Source organism: Sphingomonas turrisvirgatae (assembly GCF_001721295.1).
Lineage (GTDB): Bacteria > Pseudomonadota > Alphaproteobacteria > Sphingomonadales > Sphingomonadaceae > Sphingomonas > Sphingomonas turrisvirgatae.
The window spans coordinates 22322-43896 of sequence record NZ_MDDS01000007.1 but is presented as its reverse complement, the minus strand read 5'-3'; the positions used below and the strand labels follow the sequence as shown (position 1 = coordinate 43896).

Genomic DNA, 21575 nt, shown 5'->3' with positions numbered 1-21575 from the left:
CCATGTCCGTCGATATCGTCATCTATCACAACCCCGAGTGCGGCACGTCGCGCAACACGCTCGGTCTTATTCGCAACGCCGGCATCGAGCCGCACGTGGTCGAGTATCTGAAGACCCCACCCGCGCGTGCGCTGCTGGTCGAGCTGATCGACCGCGCCGGCATGACGCCCCGCGCGCTGCTGCGCGAGAAGGGGACGCCCTATGCCGAGCTGGGCCTGGGCGACACGTCGCTATCCGACGATGCGCTGGTCGATGCGATGATGGCACACCCGATCCTCATCAACCGGCCGCTGGTCGTCTCGCCGCTCGGCGTGGAGTTGTGCCGCCCTTCTGAAGCCGTCCTTGATCTGCTGCCGAGCGGCCAGCTCGGCGCGTTCGCCAAGGAAGACGGCGAACAGGTGGTGGACGCCTCGGGCCAGCGCGTCGCCTGATGCTCCTTGCCGTCCTGATCTTCGTCGCGACGATCACGCTCGTCATCTGGCAACCCAAGGGCCTCGGGATCGGGTGGAGCGCGATGGGCGGGGCGGTGGTGGCGCTGCTCGCGGGTGTCGTCACCCTGTCCGACGTGCCGGTGGTATGGGTCCTCGTCTGGAACGCGACGGCCGCGTTCGTCGCGATCATCGTCATCAGCCTGTTGCTCGACGAAGCCGGATTTTTCGAGTGGGCGGCGCTGCACGTCGCCCGCTGGGGCGGCGGGCATGGTCGCCGGCTGTTCGTCCTGATCGTGCTGCTCGGCGCAGGCGTGTCCGCGCTGTTTGCCAACGACGGGGCGGCGCTGATCCTGACGCCGATCGTCATCGCCATGCTGCGGGCGCTGGGGTTCAGAGACAAGGCGACGCTGGCGTTCGTCATGGCGGCCGGGTTCATCGCCGACACCGCCAGCCTGCCGCTGGTCGTGTCGAACCTCGTCAACATCGTGTCGGCCGACTTCTTCCACGTCGGGTTCGATGAATATGCGTCCGTGATGGTGCCGGTCGATCTGGTGTCGATCGCCGCCACGCTGGGCGCGCTGTTGATCTTCTTCCGGCGCGATATACCGCAGTATTACGATGTGGCCGCGCTGCGTTTTCCCGGTGCCGCGATCCGGGACGCCGCAACCTTTCGCGCCGGATGGATCGTCCTTGCGCTCCTGCTTGCAGGGTTCTTCCTGCTCGAACCGCTCGGCGTGCCGGTCAGCGCCGTCGCCGCTGCCGGCGCGATCCTGTTGCTGGTGATCGCGGGGCGCGGCCATGTGATCTCAGCGGCCAAGGTGCTGCGCGGCGCACCCTGGCAGGTCGTGATCTTCTCTCTCGGCATGTACCTGGTCGTCTATGGCCTGCGGAACGCCGGCCTGACCGACCATCTGGCGGCGCTGCTCGATCGCACGGCGCAAGGCGGCGTGTGGGGCGCCGCGCTGGGTACGGGTGTGATCGCGGCGATTATGTCGTCGGTGATGAACAACATGCCGACTGTGTTGTTGGGCGCGCTGTCGATCGACGCCACCCACGCCACGGGCGCGATCAAGGAAGCGATGATCTATGCCAACGTGATCGGCTGCGATCTCGGCCCCAAGCTGACGCCGATCGGCTCACTCGCGACGCTGCTCTGGCTCCACGTCCTCGGGCAAAAGGGCGTGCGGATCGGATGGGGCTATTACTTCCGTGTCGGCGTGACACTCACCGTGCCGGTGCTGCTCATCACGCTCGCGGGGCTTGCGATCAGGATCAGCATCGCATGACCAGAATGGTCGCCACGGTGCTCGAACCTGCCGGTCTGGCTGGCTTGGCACAATTGCTCGATGCCGCGAACCTGCCGAGTGCCGATCTCGCCGATCCCGGCCGCCTGTTCTTCCGGATCGAGGCCGGTAGCCTCGTCGGTTTCGGTGGGCTCGAGGGAGCAGGGGCCGACCGCTTGCTCCGCTCGATCGTCGTCGTCCCCGATCGCCGTCGACTTGGCCTCGGGCGGGTGTTGGTCGCCGACCTCGAACGACAGGCACACGACCTCGGGGTGGAGCGCCTGCACCTCCTGACGACCACGGCCGCACCATTCTTCCGGGCGCTCGGCTATGCCGATGCCGATCGCGGCGCTGCTCCCCCGGCCATCGCCGCATCGCGCGAATTCACCGCACTGTGCCCCGCGTCGGCCGCCTATCTCGTGAAAGCTCTCTGATGCCGCTCCGCACGCTCGCCGATCCCGATACCCTACCGGCGCTCGATCCCGCCTATGCCATCCAGCGACCCGCTGTCGGGCTCGGCCCGTGCAATCCCGCGCCACGTATCCTTCTGCTCTATGGTTCGCTGCGCGAACGGTCCTTCTCCCGGCTGTGCGTCGAGGAAGCGGCGCGCCTGCTCCGGTTCTTCGGGTGCGAGACACGCATCTTCGATCCATCGACGCTGCCGCTGCCCGACCAACATGCCCGCGACGACCATCCGGCCGTCCACGAGCTGCGCGAGCTGTCTCTATGGTCGGAAGGACAGGTGTGGTGCAGCCCGGAACGTCACGGCCAGATCACCGGCATCATGAAGCTGCAGATCGACCATCTGCCGCTGTCGATGGGCGGGATGCGTCCGACGCAGGGACGCACGCTCGCGGTCATGCAGGTGTCGGCCGGATCACAGTCTTTCAACAGCGTCAACACGCTGCGCGTGCTGGGTCGCTGGATGCGGATGGTGACGATCCCGAACCAGTCGAGCGTCGCCAAGGCGTTCAACGAGTTCGATGACACCGGGCGCATGAAGGCGTCGAGTTATTACGACCGGATTGTGGATGTGATGGAGGAGCTGGTGCGGTTCACGATACTGCTGCGCCCACACACTGCCCAACTCGTAGATCGCTATTCGGAGCGCAAGGAAGCCGGGATGCCGATCGACACCACCACGGACCCCTCCAGCATCGCGACAGCGCCGCAATCCTGACGGGCTTCGTCAGGAGTTGCGTATGTGCAGCTTAGACCCGCGTTCCGCTGTCGAGATCAGCCGGCATCGTGATCGCTTCCATAACCCGGCAATCGGCGATCCTGCCGCCCTCGCAATCCCGTGTCGCATCAGCCAATGCGTTTCGGAGCGCCGTCAGGCGCGCAATGCGGTCTTCCACGCTCGCAAGGTGCCGGCGAGCGAGCGAGCCTGCTTCCTTACAATCCTGATCGGGGTTGGCCGACAAAGCGATCAGGGATCGGATTTCGTCAGTCGAGAACCCCAGATCACGGGCGTGACGGATAAAAGCGAGCTGGCGAACCTCCGCATCACCATAGGTGCGGCGCCCGCCTGCCGTGCGCGCAGCCTCCGGCATCAAGCCTATATCTTCGTAGAAACGGATCGTGTTGACCTTGGTCCCGGTCCGTTTCGCTATGTCGCCGATCATCAACACCCTGCGGTCCTCGCAATTTTACGCTTGCTCCTACAGTGACTGTAGATCGTAACGGAGCGGGATGAGCGCAAGCGAATCCTCTACGTGCGGCTGCACGGGCGACACGAAACGTGCGGAGCGCGACGCTGCCTATCGGCGTGCCCTATGGATCGTGGTCCTCCTGAACCTGGGCTTCGGGCTGATCGAAATCGTCGGTGGGTTCGTCGCCGACAGTCAGGCGCTCAAAGCCGATGCGCTCGACTTCATTGGCGACGGCACGATCTCATTGCTCGGCCTCATCGCGTTGGGCTGGACGGCGCCAGCCCGTTCAAGGGTCGCTCTCGCCCAAGGCTTGTTCCTCGGAACACTGGGTCTGGGTGTCATCGGCTTTGCCATCTGGCGCGCGATGAACGCCGTGGCACCCGACGCCGATCTGATGGGCGGCATCGGGATCGTCGCCCTTATCGTCAACGTCAGCGCGGCGCTCGTCCTGTCACGGTTTCGCGAGGGCGATGCCAATGTACGGGCTATCTGGCTGTTTAGCCGGAACGATGCGCTCGCCAACATCGCCGTCGTCATTGCCGCCGGCCTGGTGGCATGGACCGGGAAGGCATGGCCCGACCTCGCGGTCGCCGGCATCATTGCGGTCCTGTTCCTGCACTCCGCTTGGGAGATTACCCGAGGTGCATTGGCAGAAATGGGTGGCAGCTCATGAAAGTCGAACGCAACGCTGGCCGGGTAGCGTCCGATGATCGCGGGTCACGCCATTCTCGCGGAATGATAAGGAGCAAGCTCATGCGCAAGCTGCTGCCCTTTCTCGCCTGTCTGATGCTGGTCCTGACCGGCTGGGCGGGCATGGCGGAGGCTACGGAAGGCGTCGGGTGCATCGAGACCTCTCAGGTCAACACAATCATGCACATGGCTGGCGACTGCGACGAGGTGCCGGCGGATGCGGATAAGGGCTATCCTCATCATCACACCGTCTGTCACGGCCACCATGTCGCCGCACCCGCTGAGCATAGTGTCGACGTCGCCGTGATCGACAGTTGGGCCGAATTTGCGAGCCACAAGGCTCCGGTCTGGCTTGCGCATCAGAGCGACCCGGCGCTTCGACCACCACAGGCCTGACGACGCACCGGGCGCCTTCCGGCGCCTGAGACTGGTTCGTCAGGAGCATCTACAATGAAGCGCATGATAGCGGCCGTGCTGGTCGCGACAGCCTGTGCGTCGAGCAACTCGGCACAGGCACAGGACACGGAGGCGTCGGCACCGCCGCTGACCCTTGATGAAGCTCTTACCGCGGCCGGTGCAGTATCGCCGGCGGTCGAGGTCTCCCGATCGGGCATTCAGGCGGCGCAAGCGCAACGCTCGATCGCCGGCTTGCGGCCTAATCCGTCGCTCGACGCGATGAGCGAGAACGTCGCCGGCACCGGTATCTATAAGGGACTGCGCTCGGCCGAAACGACGGTCGGCGTATCTTTGCCGCTTGAACTCGGCGGCAAGCGGTCCGCGCGCGTCGCGGTCGCCAATGCGCAACTCGACCGCGCGTCGCTCGAAGCGGCAATCATACAGGCCGATCTCCGGTTGCGGGTCACGCAGGCCTATAACGATGCCGCGGCGTCGCAACGCAGGGTAGTCACCGCCCGCGAACAGGTCGGGATCGCAAACGAGGTACTGCGTGCAGCGCGGGTTCGCGTTGCGGCCGGTCGCGCCTCACCGCTCGAAGAGCAGCGCGCCGACGTAGCTCGGCTGAATGCGGAAGGAGCGGCCGAGCGCGCGGAGCGATCCGCCCAAGTGGCGCTCGGCAATCTTGCCCGGCTGATCGGGCGCGGCCCCAGCTCGCTGGATACAGCCTGGTTCGCCCGGATCGAAGGCGCAGGACCACGGTTGCCGGTGCGCAGTGAAGGCACGCTGACGGCCGCGGCGGTGCAGGCCGATCTCACCACGGCGACGGCGCAGGTCCGCCTTGCCAGAAGCCAGAGGGTTCCCGACGTAACGATCAGCGCGTCCGCACGCAGGCTGGAGATGACCAACGATACGGCCGCGGTATTCGGCGTGTCGGTGCCCTTGCCACTGTTCAACAATGGCCGAGCGGCCGTTGATCTGGCCTCTGCTCAACGCACCCAGGCGGACGCGCAGCGCCGCCTCGCGCGCTCGATGCGGAACAGGCCATCGCCACGGCACAGGGCGACGTTGCGAATGCGGCGACGACAGCCCGCAACGCGACCGGACCGACGCTTGCCGCGGCGCAGGAAGCCGCGCGGATCGCGCGGATCGGCTACCGCGAAGGCAAGTTCGGTCAGTTGGATCTCCTCGAGGCCGAACGCACGCTTGCCGACACCCGTGCGGCCGCGGTCGACGCGCTGGCCGCCTATCATGACGCACAGGCCCGGCTGGAACGGCTCGCCGCCCCGGCGCCTAACGATGCGAAGGACGCACGATGAAAACCAATCATGCGCGGACCCTACTGTCCGCCTTGCTTCCGCTGGCGCTCGCTGCGTGCGGCGGGGCCGAGAAGAAGACCGACGACATGGCCGGTATGGAGGGCATGGAGAAGGGCGAGGGGGCCGAGAAGAAGACGGATAAGGATGCGGTGACGCTCACGGCGCGGCAGATCGCCGACGCCGGCATTGAGGTCGCCCGCCCGACCGTGGGCGGGGTCGCCGGCGCGATCGAGTTGCCCGCGCTCATCCAGGGCGATCCCCAAGGCGTCCAGGTTGTCTCCGCAACCATTGGCGGTCGCTTGGTCGCGCTCACACGCAACCTCGGCCAGCCCGTCCGGCAGGGTGACCCGCTGGCGGTGATCGAGAGCCGCGAGGCCGCTTCTCTGAAGGCGGAAGTCGAGGCCGCTCGCGCCCGCGCCGCACTGGCACAGTCGAACCTTCGGCGCGAACAGCGGCTTTTTGCCGAGCGCGTTTCGCCCGAACAAGACCTGGTGGCGGCGCGGACCGCAGCCACGGAGGCGGCAATCGCGCTGCGCCTCGCGCAGCAACAGCTCGGTACCACGGGGGGCGGTGGTGGTGCCCTCAACCGCATCGCCATGCGCTCGCCGATCTCAGGTCAGGTAATCGCCCGTCCGGCGGTTCTCGGCCAGACTGTCGATGCGAACGCCGAACTCTACCGGGTTGCGAACCTCTCGCGGGTGACGATCACCGCCTCGGTCTCGCCCGCGGATGCAAGCCGTATCCGGCCGGGTACGCGGGTTGAGGTAACCGCAGCCGGTCGTAGACAGGAAGGACGGGTGTCGTTCGTGTCCCCAGCGCTCGATGACAGCACGCGCCTCGTGCCTGTCATCGCCACGCTCGACAATGCGGGGAATACCTGGCGGGTGGGCGAGCCGGTGACGGCGAGCTTCATGCTGCCCGCCAACGGCGATCGTAGCGTCTCGGTCCCCTCCACCGCGGTGCAAAGCATCGAGAACCGCACAGTCGTCTTCGTCCGCACCCCGACCGGCTTTCACGCCACCCCGGTCACGGCCGGTCGCCGCAATGGCGATCAGGTCATCATCAGTTCCGGCCTCAATGGCCAGGAGCGGATCGCCACCACTAACTCGTTCACCCTGAAAGCCGAACTCGGCAAGGGTGGCGGGATGGACATGGACTGAGCCCATGATCTCCCGCCTCGTCACCTTCTCGGTCGAGCGGCGCTGGCTAGTCCTGCTGCTGACTCTTGTCGCCGCGCTCGCGGGCATCTTCGCCCTCCAGCGCCTCCCCATCGATGCCGTCCCGGACATCACGAACAACCAGGTGCAGGTAAACGTCCTCGCACCATCGCTGTCGCCCGATCAGATCGAGCGGCAGGTCTCTTTCACGATCGAAACCTCGCTCAAGGGTATTCCGGGTCTTGCCTATACCCGGTCGCTCAACCGCAACGGCTTTGCCCAGATCACGGCCGTCTTCACCGACGCGACCGACATCTACTTCGCTCGCCAACAGGTCGCCGAGCGGATGCGGATGGCCGAGGAACGGCTGCCGCAGGGCGTCATGCCCGAGATGGGGCCGATCGCGACCGGTCTCGGCGACATCTTCATGTGGACCGTCGAGTTTCAAGAACTCAACCGCGTGAAGCATCGGGATGGCGAACCCGGGCTCCAGCGCGACGGCAGCTACATCACCCCCGAAGGATGGCCCTCACACTTGTTACCGGCGCGGTCCTGATCGGCCGCTTGATCCGCAATTTCCCCTATCTCTTGCCCAACCGGCTTCCTGGCCTTGTTCTATACGAGCTGGGTCCGGCGCTGATCTTGGTTGCGGCCGTCGGCAGCGCCGTGATCTTCACCAAAGAAGACGAACCACGCCTTGGTATCCCTGCGCGGCTTGCGCTGTTTGCACTCGCCGCGACGATCGCCGGGACCGCTGCCCTTGCTGCCGAACATGCTGCCGCTCTCGACGGGCAATGGCTATGAACACGAGGTGTGCCACGTGGCACACCTCGATCGCGAGACCCAAATAGCGTCGCGAAGACTTTTGTGAGGGCATGATGCCAATAGAGCCTTTTGTTCTGATTGTTGCCGATCACGACAAGCGCGTCTTTTCGGTCGAGGGGCCGATGGTGGACGACAACCCGTGGTCAAAACCGGTCGTTGATGCTCAAGAAGGCGGCAAGCGCCACATCAACTGCTTCGTTCCCGGTGGCCCCTCGCGCACCGACGTAGAAACCGCCGCGCGCGAATATCAGCGTGAATATGGGTATGCGCGTGTTGAGCCGGGATCGATCGTCAGCCGCAAGCCCTGCTAAGGTCGCAGGAACCGGCGTCAATCAACCCGGTTCGTTCATGCTATCTATCTGGCGCATTTGACCCGCCAAGCCGCTCAGACGGCCCTTCAGGCGTTGATCGCCGCTCCCGGGCTGCTGGAGGGCGAACATCGTCTGACGGTGCTTCAGGCGCTGGCGATTGGGCACGACGACCTTCCCGTCGCGAACGACGACACCCGTGATCTCCGCTGGCCGATCCACATAGTGCTTGAGCTTGTGATAGCGCAGCCCTGTCCGGTGGATCATGCGCCGCACATGCCAAACATCTGCTACGGGCACTTTCGCGCCGGAAATTGTCACGTCATCGACATAGACCGTCAGCGTGTAGCCCTTGGCCGTGCAGAACGCCGCGATCTCGGCCCACATATCGTGATAGCTATAATATGCCAGGATCGGGCTGAGGGGACTGCCCGTCGGCAAATGACCCTCGAACGTGCAAAGATCACCAAGAAGGCCGGCAACGTCGGCGCGGCATCCCATGATGCTTTGGAAGAACGCGATCACCCGCACACGGGGCGTGTTGGGGAAGAACTTCTTGATGTCGAGGCAGTGAACGACGCGGTTGCCGCGATGGCGCGCGGCATTGCTGACGTAGCATCGCCCCTTCACCGGGCAGAACAGAAAAGATGGCGGCTCGATCCGCGCCAGCATCTTGGCGATACGGCCCTGTACACGCTTGAGCGGCGCGACCGGATCTTCAACCGGACGTGTTCCGCCACTCTTCTTCTCAATCTCAAACTGCCGATACCGATCCGGCCCGGTCGCCATTGCCCGCAGCTCAGCTTCTGCAAGGCCGAGCACGTCAGCGAGGCGGCGCGGACTCGTGAGCTTATAGAGCTGCGACTGATTGAGCGGGATGACCGTCTTATTCGGCATGGGTCCGACCGGACCGCGCCTCAAGGAATTGTAGCAGGCTCACTACCTTACCAGCTACAAACGTCCGTGCCTGGTCGAGCGTGCTCTTCTGATCGAGGTTCTCCGAAAAGAACATGATCGACGAGACAGGCATGTCGAAGACAGTGGCATAGCGCTGGATGATGTCCAGCGTGGGCGTCTTCAGGCCGCGTTCGATTTCCGACAGATACGACGTCGAAACCTCCAACCGCTCAGCCGCCTGCTTTTGCTTGAGGTCGTGATAGACTCGGATCAAGCGAAGAGCTTCACCCAACATTGCATCTCCTTTCAGGAGGCTATTCAGGGTGCGAATTACTGGCGGAAAACCTTGATGATGGAGAGGGCGATGTGGAGCAGTTGCACCACCACTCGCCCCAAGGCCACCACCGTCTTCAAAGTGGACGGACGGATCAGGCGCTTTGCCCAATGCTGCCGTCGCACCGTCTTCGTTCGCGCACGCTTCTCGTTCAGACCAAGCTTTCGCATGGCGTCCTCCTCTGCCAACCCCCACACCATGCAGGGGCGCCGCCGAGGCTTTGGAGGGTGGGGTAGAAGCACGTTAACCCTGAACACCAAGGCGGACACCGGGCCGTCCGGTGGCCGCCCGCGGCGCCGCTCGCTCGCACGCACGGAGCCACAAAGCAGAGAAGGTTTCTTCTCCAGGAGGGGTTTCCCCCTCGGTTGATGGCGACACATCCCCTTTCAAACTGAACGAGAGTGTGATGCCCCAGCGCACTTCGCTAGTCAACGAATAAAATCCGCTCACAGCGAATTTATTGCTCTGCCTAAGCGGCGGCCGACGACGTTCCGCCCTTCCCTGCCATGCGACTGGACGACTCGATGCCAATCTACCGGCGAGCAGGTCATTATGTCTGAAGCTTGCGGGCTGCGTGCCAGTGCCGCAGATAAGCCAAGGGCCGCCCTTTTGAGGCGGCCCCGACCATTTAGTTCCCTCGCGGGAAACGGACACTCCCTAGGGGGAGGCCGCGCGTGCTCCCCATGTAGAAACCCATCCCTTACGATTCAACTAAAATCTGAAAGGACATCAACCGGCCTTACGCGCCGGAACCGGTGGGCGTAGGCGGCACCCCCTGAGGCGGCGACGGGGGCGTCGAGGGCACCGGCAGCCAGGCCAACACAAGGCGCAGCATGTCGTCGAACTCCCCGACCGGCATTCGCATGATGCCGCCTTTGTCAGGGATTAGCCGGCTCACCGCCACGGTCGTCAGCTTGTCGCAGATCGCGAACGCCGCCCGACCGTCAATCGTGGTCTGCAGCGGAAAGGCCCACTTGTTTCCTGGCTGCGCTGCCGTCGAGCACGGAACGACCGTGACCGCGCCATGCAGCGTATTCTTGAACGACACGATGATGACGGGGCGCCGCTTCCAGAACTCCGGGAGCTGGGCGTCTTGCGGAAAGTCACACCAGTAGAGCTGACGGATGCTTGGCGCGGCCGTAACCCTCGGTTCCACCTTCGGGGGTGGATCTTGGATATGCGCGTTCACTCGTCGTCATCCTGTACCAGACGCAGCTTAGGCGCCCCGGCCCGGTTCTGACGGCGCTTCGCCAACTCGGCCTTGTCCTTGATCTCAGCCAGCTTCTCGACCGCGAACGGCGCTACGGCCTTAATCAGCCCATCGAGATGGTAGATGTTGGTGCGGCTGCCAGTTTCGGTCCGCCGCTCCTCGCGACGGATATACCCTGCCCCCTCCAGCGCAGCGATGTGCTTCTGGATCGTGCGCGGATGAACGTCCATCGCCTTCGCCATCGTGGTCTTGGACGGAAAGGGCTTGCCCTCCGCCGTCCACCATTTGCTCGCCAGATACACGATGATATTGAGATCGAGCGGCGACAGCATGAGCTGGCGCTGATTTTCGATGATGACGCTCGGCAATGCAGTCCAGCCCGCATCCATCAGCGGCTTGGTCCACTTCTTCTCATTCGTTCGCAGATCGGCGCTGCTGTCCTTTTGCTTTTTCGCAGCCATATGATTATCCTTTCTGACCGCAAATATGTCCCTCGCGCGAAGGCGATTCAAGTTTGAGGGGGCGGCACTACGGGCGCCCCACAGGGCTCAGGGGCCACCCCCTCCCCAGCCTCTTGGACCGCCCTCCCGGGAGCCGCACGGGGCCTACAAAGCATAGGACATCCCCATATAGGAACCGCTCAGGGTACACTCCTGGCGTATCAACCGAGTAACCATCCAGCGGGAGCCCCCACGGCCTCCCCCTCTGCCCAAATTTTTCTGCGTCGCGTTGCTGCAAGGCAGGTGTGCCACGTGGCACACCCCTATGTCGCGCTACAGGCGCGGCACAGCCTGTTGGCCACCCTGCCCTCCCCCGGAGGCCAGACCGGTGCCGGGGAACACCAAGGGCGGCTGCCCTTTCGTTCCCGAACGACAATCAGGCCCCCCGTGTAATCCGCCAACCGCGGCACCCGACGCCCTACGAAGCGTCGGCCGCGCTAGGCGGCTCGCCCGCGCCAGAGGCCAGATTCTCGCCCTCCCTCCCCATCCCGTTCCTCGCCGGAAAGGCAGAGCCGGTTGCTGTTGCGACCGGCTTTCAGCCTCAAAGGAAAGGAAGACATCATGGGACGGATCACCGACAATCGAGCCGACATCTATCAGGAAATCACCGATCAGATGATCGCGATGATCGAGGCAGGCACCCGGCCTTGGTCGAAATCGTGGAATGGCAGCCCCGCGCCCAATATCCCGCTGCGTTCCACTGGCGTTCCCTATCGGGGCATCAATGTCCTGACCCTGTGGGTTGCGTCGATGACGAAGGGCTATGCCTCCCCGCATTGGCTGACCTTCAAGCAGGCGCTCGCGCTTGGGGGATGCGTCAGGAAGGGCGAGAAGGGCTCTACCGTCGTCTATGCCAACAAGATCGAGGTGGACGCCGACAGGGGCGACCGTGGCGGCGATCAGGGGGGCGAGGACGGCAAGCGTCAGGTGGCGTTCCTCAAGCGTTACACCGTTTTCAATGCCGAGCAGATCGACGGCATTGAGGCGAAATATCCCACCCCCGCGCCGATCATCACCGCGACCAATCCCGACGAGCGGGACGCCGAGCTAGACGCCCTCTTTGTCCGCGTGCCCGTCACCGTCCGGCATCATGGTTCCCAGCCCTATTATCAGCCGAGCAGCGATCATGTCGTCATGCCGGAGTTTGCCGACTTCCACACCAGCGACGACTATTATTCGACCCTAGCGCACGAGCTATGTCACGCCAGCGGCCATGTGGACCGGCTCGCCCGCCCCACCCTCATTTCCACGAAGCGCGAGGACTACGCCCGCGAGGAATTGGTGGCCGAGCTTGGGGCCGCGTTCATCAGCGCGACGATCGGCATCAAGCTCCACGACCGCGAGGACCATGCCGCCTATCTGGCAAGCTGGCTTCAAGCCCTGCGCAACGACAAAAGATGCATCTTCACCGCTGCACGGCTCGCGCAGGATGCCTCCGACTGGCTGTTGAGCCGCATGGCGGTCGAGACGGCCTCCGAAATGGAGGAGGCAGCGTGACCGCCCCCCACGATCCCGGCCCCGACGAGGGCCGGGCCATCGCGGGGCGACTGGTCTATGATCCGAGCTTCGCGACCGTCAGCGAGGAGGAGTTTAACGAACTGGTCGCGATCATGCGCGACGGCATCGCCGCCAAGCCGCTGACCCCCGAGGCGCAATGGCGGCGCGACTATCACAAGGCGATGTTTCACCGCCGCCTTGTCGGCGTGCAGCCCGACCTATTCGGCGGGAAGCCGGTGACGCACATGCACAAGGCCGCGCCCGGGCCGGTCATCGACTGGAAGCCCGAGCCGGTGGAAGAGAAGCTGGCGCGGATCGCGCGCGACCCCAATGCGACGTTCGGCATCGGCCGTCCCGGCTTGAGCGCCGAGGAAAAGGCGGTGCTAATCCGATCGTCTGCGAATTGGCTGCGCGTCGGCCAGCGGGTCCGCATCGCCGGATCGTCCGTATCCTATGACGGCCGCTTTGAGCGCCGCGTTGGCCGGAAAGGTGTCATCTGGCGCTTGTGCAGTCCGGTGTTTGCGGACCACACCTATGTTTATCTCGATCCGACCGGGGCCGAACGGGTAGAGAAGATCGTGATGGTGGAACTGCGCGACGTCGAGCCGATCGACGATGCGCTGTTGGTCCCCGTCCCCTTCCACCCTTGAGGGCAGCAGGAGCTAAGTGTCATGAATCCACCTCAACGCCGCCCTGCGATCCGCGCCGTCAGCTTCGATGAGGTGGGCGGGGCTATCTCCCGCCTGATCGTGATCGCCGGGTCAGACACGGGACAAGCATCGCGCGCGGCCGACTTTCTGTTGGCATGGTGGGACGGCGCGACTTGGGGGCACTTCCCCGTTCTCCACCTGTGCAACTGCGATCCATCCATTTCGGAGGATATGTTGATCGTCATGGCGTATCTGGCGCAGGAACCAACCGTGTATCCCGACGCGTGGGGCTACCGCGACGCGATGGCGGCGCTGGTTGAGCAATGGCGGCCGGAATGATCCCGCTGCGCAGCGCGGTAGATATTTCGACCGGCGAGCTGATCGACCGTGACATGCGCCGCGCGCGGCTCCTCGCCGCGCGCCGCAAGCCGATCGGCAGCATACCCCGGCGCGGCATCCTTTCCGGCCATTGGGACGGCGGCAACGTCGTTGGGGCGTTCAGGGGCGGGCGCGGTAGTTTCATTGCCGGTTAGCCGGCAATCACGCGCTACTCCCCGCCCACGGACGAGTGGCGCATCACCAATATTTTGAGATCGCGCGGAACTGCTCCACCGCGGCCTTGGTCCCCTCGCCCTCTTCGGCATGGACTAGGCAATGGTCGATATGGTCGTTGATAAGCGCGCGCTTGGCGCTGGCGATGGCGTTTTCGACCGCTTGGAGCTGTTGCGCAATGTCGACGCAGGGGCGTTCCTCCTCGATCATGCCGACGATACTGCGCAGATGACCAGCGGCGCGGTTTAGCCGCTTGACGATCGCCGGGTGGCTGTTGTGAGCGTGATGGGTCATCCCCTTATCTAGTGCGCGTGAGGGGCAGTTGTCGAGTATCCCCCTGGGGGGATAGACTCAATCCCCCAGGGGGGATATAGCGCGAGCATGCTCAGCGTTCTTGCCAACCGTACCTATCGGCACTTGTTCCTCGCGCAGATCATCGCGCTGGTCGGGACCGGCTTGGCGACGGTCGCGCTTGGCCTGCTTGCCTACGACATAGCCGGTGGCAGCGCAGGGGCGGTGCTGGGAACCGCGCTTGCGATCAAGATGGTCGCCTATATTGGCGTGGCGCCGATCGCCGGCGCGTTCGCTAACCGCGTACCGCGCCGCGCCTTGCTGGTCGGAATGGACGCGATCCGCGCCGGGGTCGCCATCTGCCTGCCGTTCGTGAACCAGGTCTGGCAGGTCTATATCCTGATCTTCGTCCTGCAATCAGCTTCGGCTGCGTTTACGCCAACCTTTCAGGCGACGATTCCAGACGTTCTTCCCGAGGAGCGCGACTATACCAGGGCGCTGTCCCTCTCCCGCCTCGCCTACGACATGGAGAGCCTGACAAGCCCGATCCTTGCGGCCGGACTGCTAACCGTGATGAGCTATCATTGGCTGTTCTCGGGCACCGCGATCGGATTCGTCGCCTCCGCCCTGCTCGTCGTCTCGACCGTGCTACCCCGGCCCGCCCCCGTGGAGAGTGAGGGTGGCATCTACGACAAGACGACGCGCGGCACCCGCATCTACCTCAAGACGCCGCGCTTGCGCGGGCTGCTGGCGCTGACCCTCACCGCCGCCGCAGCGAGCGCGATGGTGATCGTCAACACCGTCGTCATTGTGCGCGGCATGGGGCTGACACAGCGCGATGTGGCGCTGACGCTTGCCGCGTTCGGCGGCGGATCTATCATCGCCGCCCTCACCCTTCCGCGCATCCTCGATCGCGTCGCCGATCGGACTGTGATGTTGGTCGGTGCGACCATCCTGACGATCACGCTCGGCGCGCTTGCCGCGATCACGGCCACGATGCCGCCGGGAGCGAGCTACTGGCACGTGCTGCTTGTCGGTTGGCTGATTATGGGGGCCGCCTATTCCTCTAACGTCACCCCATCTGGCCGTCTGCTGAAGCGGTCGGCGCAGACCGAGGATCGCCCCGCCGTGTTCGCGGCGCAGTTCGCGCTCAGCCACGTGTGCTGGCTGGTCTGCTACCCGCTCGTCGGCCAGCTCGGCGCTCGCGTCGGAATGGAAGCGGCGTTCGGCGCGATGGCAATTCTCGCCGCACTCGGCACCCTTGCTGCCATCCGACTATGGCCAGCGAATGACCCCGACGTGATCGCGCATGAACATGGCAATCTTCCTGCTGATGATCCGCATCTGGCGGTCCACAGCCACGGCGAACACCCCTATGTGATCGACCGTCGTCATCCACAATGGCCGGGCAAGTGATCTTGTTGCCCCGTGGTCGCTATCAGCCTAGACCCCCCGCTATGGCGATGCGTCATTCTCCTACGTTCCTTGGAGCCGTGCTGGCACTTGTTGCCATGCTCGGTCTTCTCGTGGCGTCGGGATGGCATAGCGCCACCGTCCATGACCATAATCCGATTAAAGTCGCTGTGGTCGACCACCATCACGATGTTACGGCAGAGCAAGGCGAACACGCTCCCGACAAGGAAAGCGGCGATGTCGGCCCGGTGCATCTTCTAGCACATGCCGCTGGCCACTGGGTCGCGTTCGGCGGACCCACGACCGCCCCTGTACCAACGATCGTCGCTACTCGTACATGGTCGATACTGACGGCCTCACTTCTCAGCACGATCGATCCCTCAAAGCTTCTTCGCCCTCCTCGCGGTTGAGTCTTGCCGGCGCGCGATACGCCGCCTGACTTACCTCTGGAGGATCATGGAATATGAACGGCTATTATCGCCGGCAGCGCACGCTTGCGTTGGCCGGCACGCTTGCGGCGCTATGGCCAGCGGGCGCGGCATGGTCGCAGACCGCCCCACCATTCGCCCAACTTTTGCGCGACGCACAGACCACGCCACGCGTTACGGTACTTGATGCAGAGATAGCTCGGGCGCGAGGTGTCGCCGAACAGGCGCGCGCTCGACCTAATCCTACTGTCTCTGTCTATGCGGAAAACTTTGCGGGCGACACGCTCCGCAATGCCAGCAATCAGCAACAGACGACATTTCAGATCGATCAGCCTATCGAGTTGGGTGGCAAGCGATCTGCGCGGATAGCCGCCGGCGAAGCCGGCATCGTTCTCGCACAGGCGCGTACCAGAGACGGCCGATTACTCTATGCGACCGAGCTAGCCCGTGCCTATGCCGGTGCCGAACTTGCCGAGCGCCGCATCAGCATCGCCGAGGATCAGGTTGAAGCGGCAACCCAGGATTTGAAGGTCGCGCAGGCTCTGGTTGGTGCTGGCAAGGAAGCGCGGCTGCGCCAACTACAAGCCGAAACCGACCTCAACACGCTTCGGGCTGATCTCGAGACGGTACGTGCGCAAAAGACCGTTGCACTCGCACGTCTCTCAGCTTTGGCCGGGGTTCCCATACCCTTCACGGGTGTGTCTGAATCGCTCGTCGGTCGGCTCAATGCACGCCCCGCCACGGGTCCGATCGATCCGATGCAAGCGACCACCGTCAAGGTTGCCGAGGCGGAACGAGATGCGGCCGCCCGGGCCGTGACGCTGCAGCAGCGGCTCGCGATCCCGAATGTCACTGCGCAGCTCGGTGTTCGACAGCTCAGGGTCGCCAGCGGCCCCGCCATCGTCGCCGGAATTGGCATCCCACTTCCCTTGTTCGACCGCAACCGCGGCAACATTTCCGCCGCTCAAGCCGACTTACAGGGGGCTGAAGCGCGCGCGGCCATCGCGCGATTGGACGCCGAGACTGGAAGCCGCGCGGCGCTTGCCCTCGTGGAAGCGGCGGACCAGCGAGCCGTTGCCGCCGAGCGCACGCTGGCGACGGCCGAGGAGGCCTATCGCCTCGCCCGCGTAGCATATGAGGCCGGGAAGTCGCCTCTGATCGAACTTCTTGCCGCTCGTCGCAATCTGGGGGCCACGAGGGTCGTCCTTCTCGACGCCGTGAGCGCCCGTATCGACGCTCGCGCCAACCTTGCCCGCCTGCAGGGCCTCACCATCACCGGAGAAGCGGTTCAATGACCGATAGAAATCGTCTTTATACCGGCGCCGCTATCGGCCTGGTTGCCGCCGCAGCGCTCGGCTTTGGCGCTGCGCGCCTCACTCAATCGCCGCCGCCCACCCCTGACCCTACGGAGGCCGCAGCGCCGTCGAAGCCGTCGAACACGGTTGCGATGACGCAACAGGCGCTTTCGGCATCGCAGATCACCGTCGCCCCGGCGGCCTCCGGCGAGCTGGACGCCGCGATCCTTGCCTCCGCCACGGTCGAGGCGACGCCCGACGCCGAGGCGGTGCTGACCGCGCGCGCGCCAGGCACGGTCAGCCGTATCATGGTCCGCATCGGCGATCCGGTTCGCGCCGGCCAGACCCTTGCGTTGGTCGAGAGCCGCGATGCTTCGCAAATCGCGGCCGACCGCTCGGCCGCGTCCGCGCGCGTCACCCTCGCCGCGCGTCAGCTCGAACGAGAGCGCGGCTTGCTCGCGCAGGGCGTGACTCCCCGCGCCGACTATGAATCGGCGCAGGCCAACCTTGCCGTCGCCCAGGCCGACGCCCGACGGGCCAGCGCCGCCGCAGGCGCGGCCCGTGTTTCGGGCGACGGTCGATCGGTCGCGGTCGTCAGCCCCGTCGCGGGGCGCGTCACCAATGCCGGTGCCAATCTCGGCCAGTTCGTCGCGGCTGAAACCGAGTTGTTCCGGGTCGCCGATCCACGCCGGCTTCAGATCACCGCAAGCGTCCCGCCTGCCGATGCTGGCCGTGTCCGAGAAGGCGACAGGGTAGAGCTGACCACCACAGACGGTCACACGATCGAAGGGCGGGTGCGGTCGGCGACCGGCGTCGTCGATCCGCAATCGCGGACCGCGACGGTCGTCGTCACGCCGACCGCCGGCGGCAGCACGCTTGCCCCAGGCCAGCTTGTTCAGGCCCGCATCCTTGCCAGTGGTGGAGCCGCAAAGAGCGGCGTGATGGTGCCGCAAGACGCGGTGCAGACGCTTGGCAGCGACAGCGTGGTGTTCGTCCGCACCGGCCAGGGCTTCCGCGCGCAGCGGGTTCAGATCGGCAGCCGATCGGGTGGGATGGTGGCGATCACCGGCGGCCTCGCCGCCGGCACACAGATCGCCATCACCAACGCTTTCCTTCTCAAGGCCGAGATCGAGAAGGAGTCGGCGGAATGATCGGCCGCATCCTCTCCCTTTCGGTCCGGATGCGATGGCTTGTCGCCTTCCTGACCCTCGTCGTCATCGGCTTCGGCCTCTGGCAGATTACCAAGCTGCCGATCGACGCCGTGCCCGACGTCACCAACCGGCAGGTCCAGATCAGCACCTTCGCTCCGACCTTGGGGCCGGTCGATATCGAGAAGCAGGTGACGTTCCCGGTGGAGACGGCGCTGGCCGGTATCCCAGGGCTTGAGATGACGCGCTCTATCTCGCGCAACGGCTTCAGCCAGGTGACGGCGGTATTCACCGATCGCACCGATATCTACTTCGCGCGCCAGCAGGTCACGGAACGGCTTGCGCAGTCGCGCGACAGCCTTCCCGCCAACGCGCAGCCGATCCTCGCGCCGCTCAGCACGGGGCTTGGCGAAATCTTCTTCTATTCGGTCGCCTTCCGTCATCCTGACGGCAAGGGCCTGAAGACGGTCGACGGCAAACCGGGCTGGCAGTCGGACGGCAGCTATCTCACCCCCGAGGGCGAGCGGCTAACCACCGAACTGGCAAAAGCCGCCTATCTCCGCACGGTCCAAGACTGGGTCATCCGCCCGCAGATGCGGGCGGTGCGCGGCGTCGCCGGCGTCGATTCCAACGGCGGCTATGTGAAGCAATATCTGATCGAGCCAAACCTCAACGCGCTCGCCAGCTATGGATTGTCCGTCACGGAGCTGGCGGACGCGATGGAGCGGGCCAACCTCTCCGCCGGGTCCAACTATGTCCGCCGCGCCGGCGAGAGCTTCCTTGTCCGCGCCGATGCTCGTCTGAAGTCGATCGAGGACATTCAGGAAGCCGTCGTCGCGACCCGCAACGGCGTCCCCGTCCGCGTCAAGGACGTGGGCCAGGTGGTGATCGGCGGTGCGGTCCGCACCGGCTCCGGCAGCCGCATGGGATCGGAAGCGGTCATCTCGACGGTGCTGATGCTGGTTGGGGACAACAGCCGCATCGTCGCGACCGATGCCGCCGAGAAGCTGACGCAGATCAACAAGGCGCTGCCGCCCGACGTGTTCGCCGAGCCTGTCTATAACCGCTCGAAGCTCGTCAACGCGACGATCGCGACGGTGGAAAAGAACCTGACCGAAGGCGCGCTGCTCGTCATCGTCGTGCTGTTCCTGCTCCTCGGCAACATCCGCGCCGCGCTCATCACCGCCGCAGTCATCCCGATTACCATGTTGATGACGGCCGCAGGGATGAACGGGTTGGGCGTGTCGGGCAACCTGATGAGCCTGGGGGCGCTCGACTTCGGGCTGATCGTCGACGGCGCCGTCATCATCGTCGAGAATGCGCTTCGCCGCCTTGCCGAGCGCCAGGAGCATGAAGGCCGGCTTCTCACCCGCGAAGAGCGGATGGAGGAAACGACGCTCGCGGCCAAGGAGATGGTGCGGCCGACCGTTTATGGTCAGCTCATCATCTTCCTCGTCTTCGTGCCCCTGCTCACCTTCCAGGGCGTCGAGGGCAAGACGTTCGCGCCGATGGCGATCACGTTGATGGTGGCGCTCGCCTCTGCTTTCGTCCTGTCGCTTACCTTCGTTCCCGCGATGATCGCGATCGTCGTCAAGGGCCGGGTCAGTGAGACGGAAGTGAAGCCGATCCGCTGGTTCAAGGAACGCTACGCCCCCGTGCTGGGCCGGGCTGTCGCCCGCCCGATGCCCTTCATCCTGGGCGGTGTCGGCGTGTTCGTTGCGGCCGTGCTGAGCTTTGGCTTGCTCGGCGAGGAGTTCATGCCGCAGCTCGACGAGAAGGACATAACCGTCACCAACTTCCGCGTGCCGTCGGCGTCGATCGACCAATCGACGCAGATGCAGCTCCAGATCGAGAACGCATTGAAGACGCTGCCGGAGGTGGCGCTGGTCTTCTCCAAGAACGGCAACGCCGATCTCGGCACCGACCCGATGCCGCCTAATGCGTCGGACACCTACGTCATCCCCAAGCCGGAGGACGAATGGCCGGCGGAGGTGAAAAGCAAGGAGGACATTCTTCGCCGCATTGAGGAGCGGATGAAACCGTTGATCGGCAACCGCACGGAGATCCAGCAACCGATCCAGATGCGCTTCAACGAGCTAATTGCTGGCGTCCGCGCCGACGTCGCGATCAAGCTCTACGGCGACGACCTTGACGCGATGAGCGAACAGGCGCGTCGCATCGCCGCCGTCATGCGCACCATTCCCGGCGCTGGCGACGTGAGCGCCGAGCAAACGTCCGGCGCGCCGACCTTCGATGTGCAGATCGATCGGCAAGCGGCGGGCCGTTACGGCCTGTCGGTCGAGGAGGTGGCGAACACTGTCTCGGCTGCGCTTGGCGGTCGTGAGGCCGGGTTGCTGTTCGAGGGAGACCGGCGGTTCGACGTCGTGGTCCGCCTCCCCGACGCGCAGCGGGATGACCTTGAGACGCTGGGGTCGATCCCGGTGATGCTGCCCGCGGCCGAAGGTCAGGTGGCGCGCTCGATCCCGCTTAGCCAGGTCGCCCGGTTCAACTACACGCAGGGGTTGAACCAGATCAGTCGTGAGAACGGCAAGCGGATGGTGGTCGTGCAGATCAACGTCCGCGGGCGCGACCTTGGCGGGTTCGTCGAGGAAGCGCAGGCGAAGATCGGCCAGATACAGCTCCCCGCCGGCATGTATACCGAGTGGGGCGGCACCTTCGAGAGTCTGCAATCGGCTCGGCTGCGTCTGCTGATCGTCGTGCCGATCTGCTTTATCGCGATCTACGCCCTGCTCTACATGGCGCTCGGCAGCTTCGTGTCGGCGGCGATCGTGTTCTCGGCGGTGCCGATGGCACTCGCCGGGGGCGTGTTTGCGCTGCTGCTGCGCGGTATCCCCTTCTCAATCACCGCAGCGGTCGGGTTCATCGCTCTATCGGGCGTCGCTGTCCTCAACGGCCTCGTGATGATGAGCGCGATCGGGAAGCATCGTGAGGAAGGGGCAAGCGACGACGATGCGATCGTGGGCGGTGCGATGGAGCGCGTCCGCCCGGTACTGATGACCGCGTTGGTGGCGTCGCTCGGCTTCGTGCCGATGGCGCTGGCTACCGGCACCGGCGCCGAGGTGCAACGGCCGCTCGCGACCGTCGTCATTGGTGGCCTCATCACATCGACCGCCCTCACCTTGCTGGTGCTCCCGGCGATCACCGCCCTCGCGGGTCGATGGTCGCAGCGGCGACGTACCGATTCTGCCACCCCGGCCCACGCGCTCGCGTGATGAAGCGGAGACAACTTACCGTGGAAACATCATCCAACCGCCCGTGGCTGCTCCCGCTGCGTTTGAGAG

24 protein-coding genes and 2 pseudogenes are annotated in these 21575 nt (G+C 64.8%); 19 read left to right on the top strand and 7 right to left on the bottom strand.

Translation table 11 applies throughout. The annotated features are described in order from the left end of the window. Positions 1-2 precede the first annotated feature (2 nt). The 4 genes from arsC to arsH are packed head-to-tail and all read left to right on the top strand — an operon-like array spanning position 3 to position 2894. Positions 3-431 carry an arsenate reductase (glutaredoxin) gene (gene arsC / locus BFL28_RS03110; protein WP_069319179.1) on the top strand — a complete coding sequence of 143 codons (429 nt, stop codon included), beginning with the start codon at positions 3-5 and terminating at the stop codon, positions 429-431. Continuing rightward, positions 431-1717 (top strand): arsenic transporter, encoded by a 1287-nt coding sequence (locus tag BFL28_RS03105; RefSeq protein ID WP_069319178.1) that lies wholly within the window; start codon positions 431-433, stop codon positions 1715-1717. Before arsC ends, BFL28_RS03105 begins: the two co-directional genes overlap by 1 nt. Further along, entirely contained in the window at positions 1714-2148 is a 435-nt protein-coding gene (gene arsN2 / locus BFL28_RS03100) for an arsenic resistance N-acetyltransferase ArsN2 (protein WP_420911749.1), read from the top strand. The genes BFL28_RS03105 and arsN2 overlap by 4 nt, the downstream gene beginning before the upstream one ends. Next, complete coding sequence (arsH, locus tag BFL28_RS03095) at positions 2148-2894, top strand: arsenical resistance protein ArsH (RefSeq protein WP_069319176.1); 747 nt, start codon at positions 2148-2150, stop codon at positions 2892-2894. Before arsN2 ends, arsH begins: the two co-directional genes overlap by 1 nt. 31 nt (positions 2895-2925) lie before the next feature. Here arsH and BFL28_RS03090 read toward each other — a convergent pair whose 3' ends face one another. Beyond that, entirely contained in the window at positions 2926-3339 is a 414-nt protein-coding gene (locus BFL28_RS03090) for a MerR family transcriptional regulator (protein WP_173655664.1), read from the bottom strand. Positions 3340-3406: 67 nt separating this feature from the next. Between BFL28_RS03090 and BFL28_RS03085 the strand changes: the two genes are divergently transcribed. The 7 genes and pseudogenes from BFL28_RS03085 to BFL28_RS03055 all read left to right on the top strand — a co-directional run bounded on the left by BFL28_RS03085 (position 3407) and on the right by BFL28_RS03055 (position 8061). Next, positions 3407-4039 (top strand): cation efflux transmembrane domain-containing protein, encoded by a 633-nt coding sequence (locus BFL28_RS03085; protein ID WP_069319174.1) that lies wholly within the window; start codon positions 3407-3409, stop codon positions 4037-4039. Positions 4040-4119: 80 nt separating this feature from the next. Continuing rightward, on the top strand, positions 4120-4452 hold the full coding sequence (locus BFL28_RS03080) for a hypothetical protein (protein ID WP_131818578.1): 333 nt from the start codon (positions 4120-4122) through the stop codon (positions 4450-4452). A gap of 54 nt (positions 4453-4506) precedes the next feature. Then, a pseudogene (locus BFL28_RS20030) lies at positions 4507-5768 on the top strand (TolC family protein). Beyond that, positions 5765-6928, top strand: a complete 1164-nt coding sequence (locus tag BFL28_RS03070; protein ID WP_069319171.1) for an efflux RND transporter periplasmic adaptor subunit — start codon at positions 5765-5767, stop codon at positions 6926-6928. Before BFL28_RS20030 ends, BFL28_RS03070 begins: the two are co-directional and overlap by 4 nt. 4 nt (positions 6929-6932) lie before the next feature. After that, positions 6933-7448: pseudogene (locus tag BFL28_RS03065) on the top strand (efflux RND transporter permease subunit); the annotation flags it as partial. Beyond that, positions 7448-7729, top strand: coding sequence for a hypothetical protein (locus tag BFL28_RS03060; RefSeq protein WP_069319169.1), 282 nt, complete (start codon positions 7448-7450; stop codon positions 7727-7729). The pseudogene BFL28_RS03065 and the gene BFL28_RS03060, both read left to right, overlap by 1 nt. A 74-nt stretch (positions 7730-7803) precedes the next feature. After that, positions 7804-8061 (top strand): hypothetical protein, encoded by a 258-nt coding sequence (locus tag BFL28_RS03055; RefSeq protein ID WP_069319207.1) that lies wholly within the window; start codon positions 7804-7806, stop codon positions 8059-8061. Positions 8062-8082: 21 nt separating this feature from the next. Here the strand turns inward: BFL28_RS03055 and BFL28_RS03050 are convergent, their stop codons facing one another. From BFL28_RS03050 to BFL28_RS03030, 5 genes are all read right to left on the bottom strand, one after another. Next, positions 8083-8955: a reverse transcriptase family protein gene (locus tag BFL28_RS03050; protein ID WP_069319168.1), complete on the bottom strand. Its 873-nt coding sequence runs from the start codon at positions 8953-8955 to the stop codon at positions 8083-8085. Next, complete coding sequence (locus tag BFL28_RS03045) at positions 8945-9250, bottom strand: helix-turn-helix transcriptional regulator (RefSeq protein WP_019368207.1); 306 nt, start codon at positions 9248-9250, stop codon at positions 8945-8947. The genes BFL28_RS03050 and BFL28_RS03045 overlap by 11 nt, the downstream gene beginning before the upstream one ends. A 35-nt stretch (positions 9251-9285) precedes the next feature. Next, positions 9286-9459 (bottom strand): hypothetical protein, encoded by a 174-nt coding sequence (locus BFL28_RS03040; protein WP_236704401.1) that lies wholly within the window; start codon positions 9457-9459, stop codon positions 9286-9288. Between the two features lie 569 nt (positions 9460-10028). After that, the gene (locus BFL28_RS03035; protein WP_119184528.1) at positions 10029-10478 is read right to left on the bottom strand and encodes a type II toxin-antitoxin system PemK/MazF family toxin; all 450 of its coding nucleotides are present in this window, start codon (positions 10476-10478) and stop codon (positions 10029-10031) included. Continuing rightward, positions 10475-10960, bottom strand: coding sequence for a helix-turn-helix domain-containing protein (locus tag BFL28_RS03030; protein WP_017503469.1), 486 nt, complete (start codon positions 10958-10960; stop codon positions 10475-10477). The genes BFL28_RS03035 and BFL28_RS03030 overlap by 4 nt, the downstream gene beginning before the upstream one ends. 600 nt (positions 10961-11560) lie before the next feature. Between BFL28_RS03030 and BFL28_RS03025 the strand changes: the two genes are divergently transcribed. Genes BFL28_RS03025 through BFL28_RS03010 form a run of 4 tightly spaced genes read left to right on the top strand, consistent with a single transcriptional unit; the run spans position 11561 to position 13679 of the window. Continuing rightward, entirely contained in the window at positions 11561-12496 is a 936-nt protein-coding gene (locus tag BFL28_RS03025) for an ArdC family protein (protein WP_069319206.1), read from the top strand. Next, complete coding sequence (locus BFL28_RS03020) at positions 12493-13146, top strand: hypothetical protein (protein ID WP_069319167.1); 654 nt, start codon at positions 12493-12495, stop codon at positions 13144-13146. The genes BFL28_RS03025 and BFL28_RS03020 overlap by 4 nt, the downstream gene beginning before the upstream one ends. Positions 13147-13167: 21 nt before the next feature. Beyond that, positions 13168-13485, top strand: coding sequence for a DUF7673 family protein (locus BFL28_RS03015; protein WP_069319166.1), 318 nt, complete (start codon positions 13168-13170; stop codon positions 13483-13485). After that, the gene (locus BFL28_RS03010; RefSeq protein ID WP_069319205.1) at positions 13482-13679 is read left to right on the top strand and encodes a hypothetical protein; all 198 of its coding nucleotides are present in this window, start codon (positions 13482-13484) and stop codon (positions 13677-13679) included. Before BFL28_RS03015 ends, BFL28_RS03010 begins: the two co-directional genes overlap by 4 nt. A 43-nt stretch (positions 13680-13722) precedes the next feature. Here BFL28_RS03010 and BFL28_RS03005 read toward each other — a convergent pair whose 3' ends face one another. Beyond that, positions 13723-13992, bottom strand: a complete 270-nt coding sequence (locus tag BFL28_RS03005; RefSeq protein ID WP_069319165.1) for a metal-sensing transcriptional repressor — start codon at positions 13990-13992, stop codon at positions 13723-13725. A gap of 87 nt (positions 13993-14079) precedes the next feature. On the opposite strand from BFL28_RS03005, the gene BFL28_RS03000 reads away from it, so the two are divergent. The 4 genes from BFL28_RS03000 to BFL28_RS02985 all read left to right on the top strand — a co-directional run bounded on the left by BFL28_RS03000 (position 14080) and on the right by BFL28_RS02985 (position 21506). Next, entirely contained in the window at positions 14080-15405 is a 1326-nt protein-coding gene (locus BFL28_RS03000) for an MFS transporter (RefSeq protein ID WP_069319164.1), read from the top strand. 460 nt (positions 15406-15865) lie between these two features. After that, on the top strand, positions 15866-17125 hold the full coding sequence (locus tag BFL28_RS02995; protein WP_069319163.1) for a TolC family protein: 1260 nt from the start codon (positions 15866-15868) through the stop codon (positions 17123-17125). Further along, positions 17122-18276: an efflux RND transporter periplasmic adaptor subunit gene (locus tag BFL28_RS02990; RefSeq protein ID WP_069319162.1), complete on the top strand. Its 1155-nt coding sequence runs from the start codon at positions 17122-17124 to the stop codon at positions 18274-18276. Before BFL28_RS02995 ends, BFL28_RS02990 begins: the two co-directional genes overlap by 4 nt. Next, positions 18273-21506: an efflux RND transporter permease subunit gene (locus BFL28_RS02985; protein WP_069319161.1), complete on the top strand. Its 3234-nt coding sequence runs from the start codon at positions 18273-18275 to the stop codon at positions 21504-21506. Before BFL28_RS02990 ends, BFL28_RS02985 begins: the two co-directional genes overlap by 4 nt. Positions 21507-21575 lie beyond the last annotated feature (69 nt).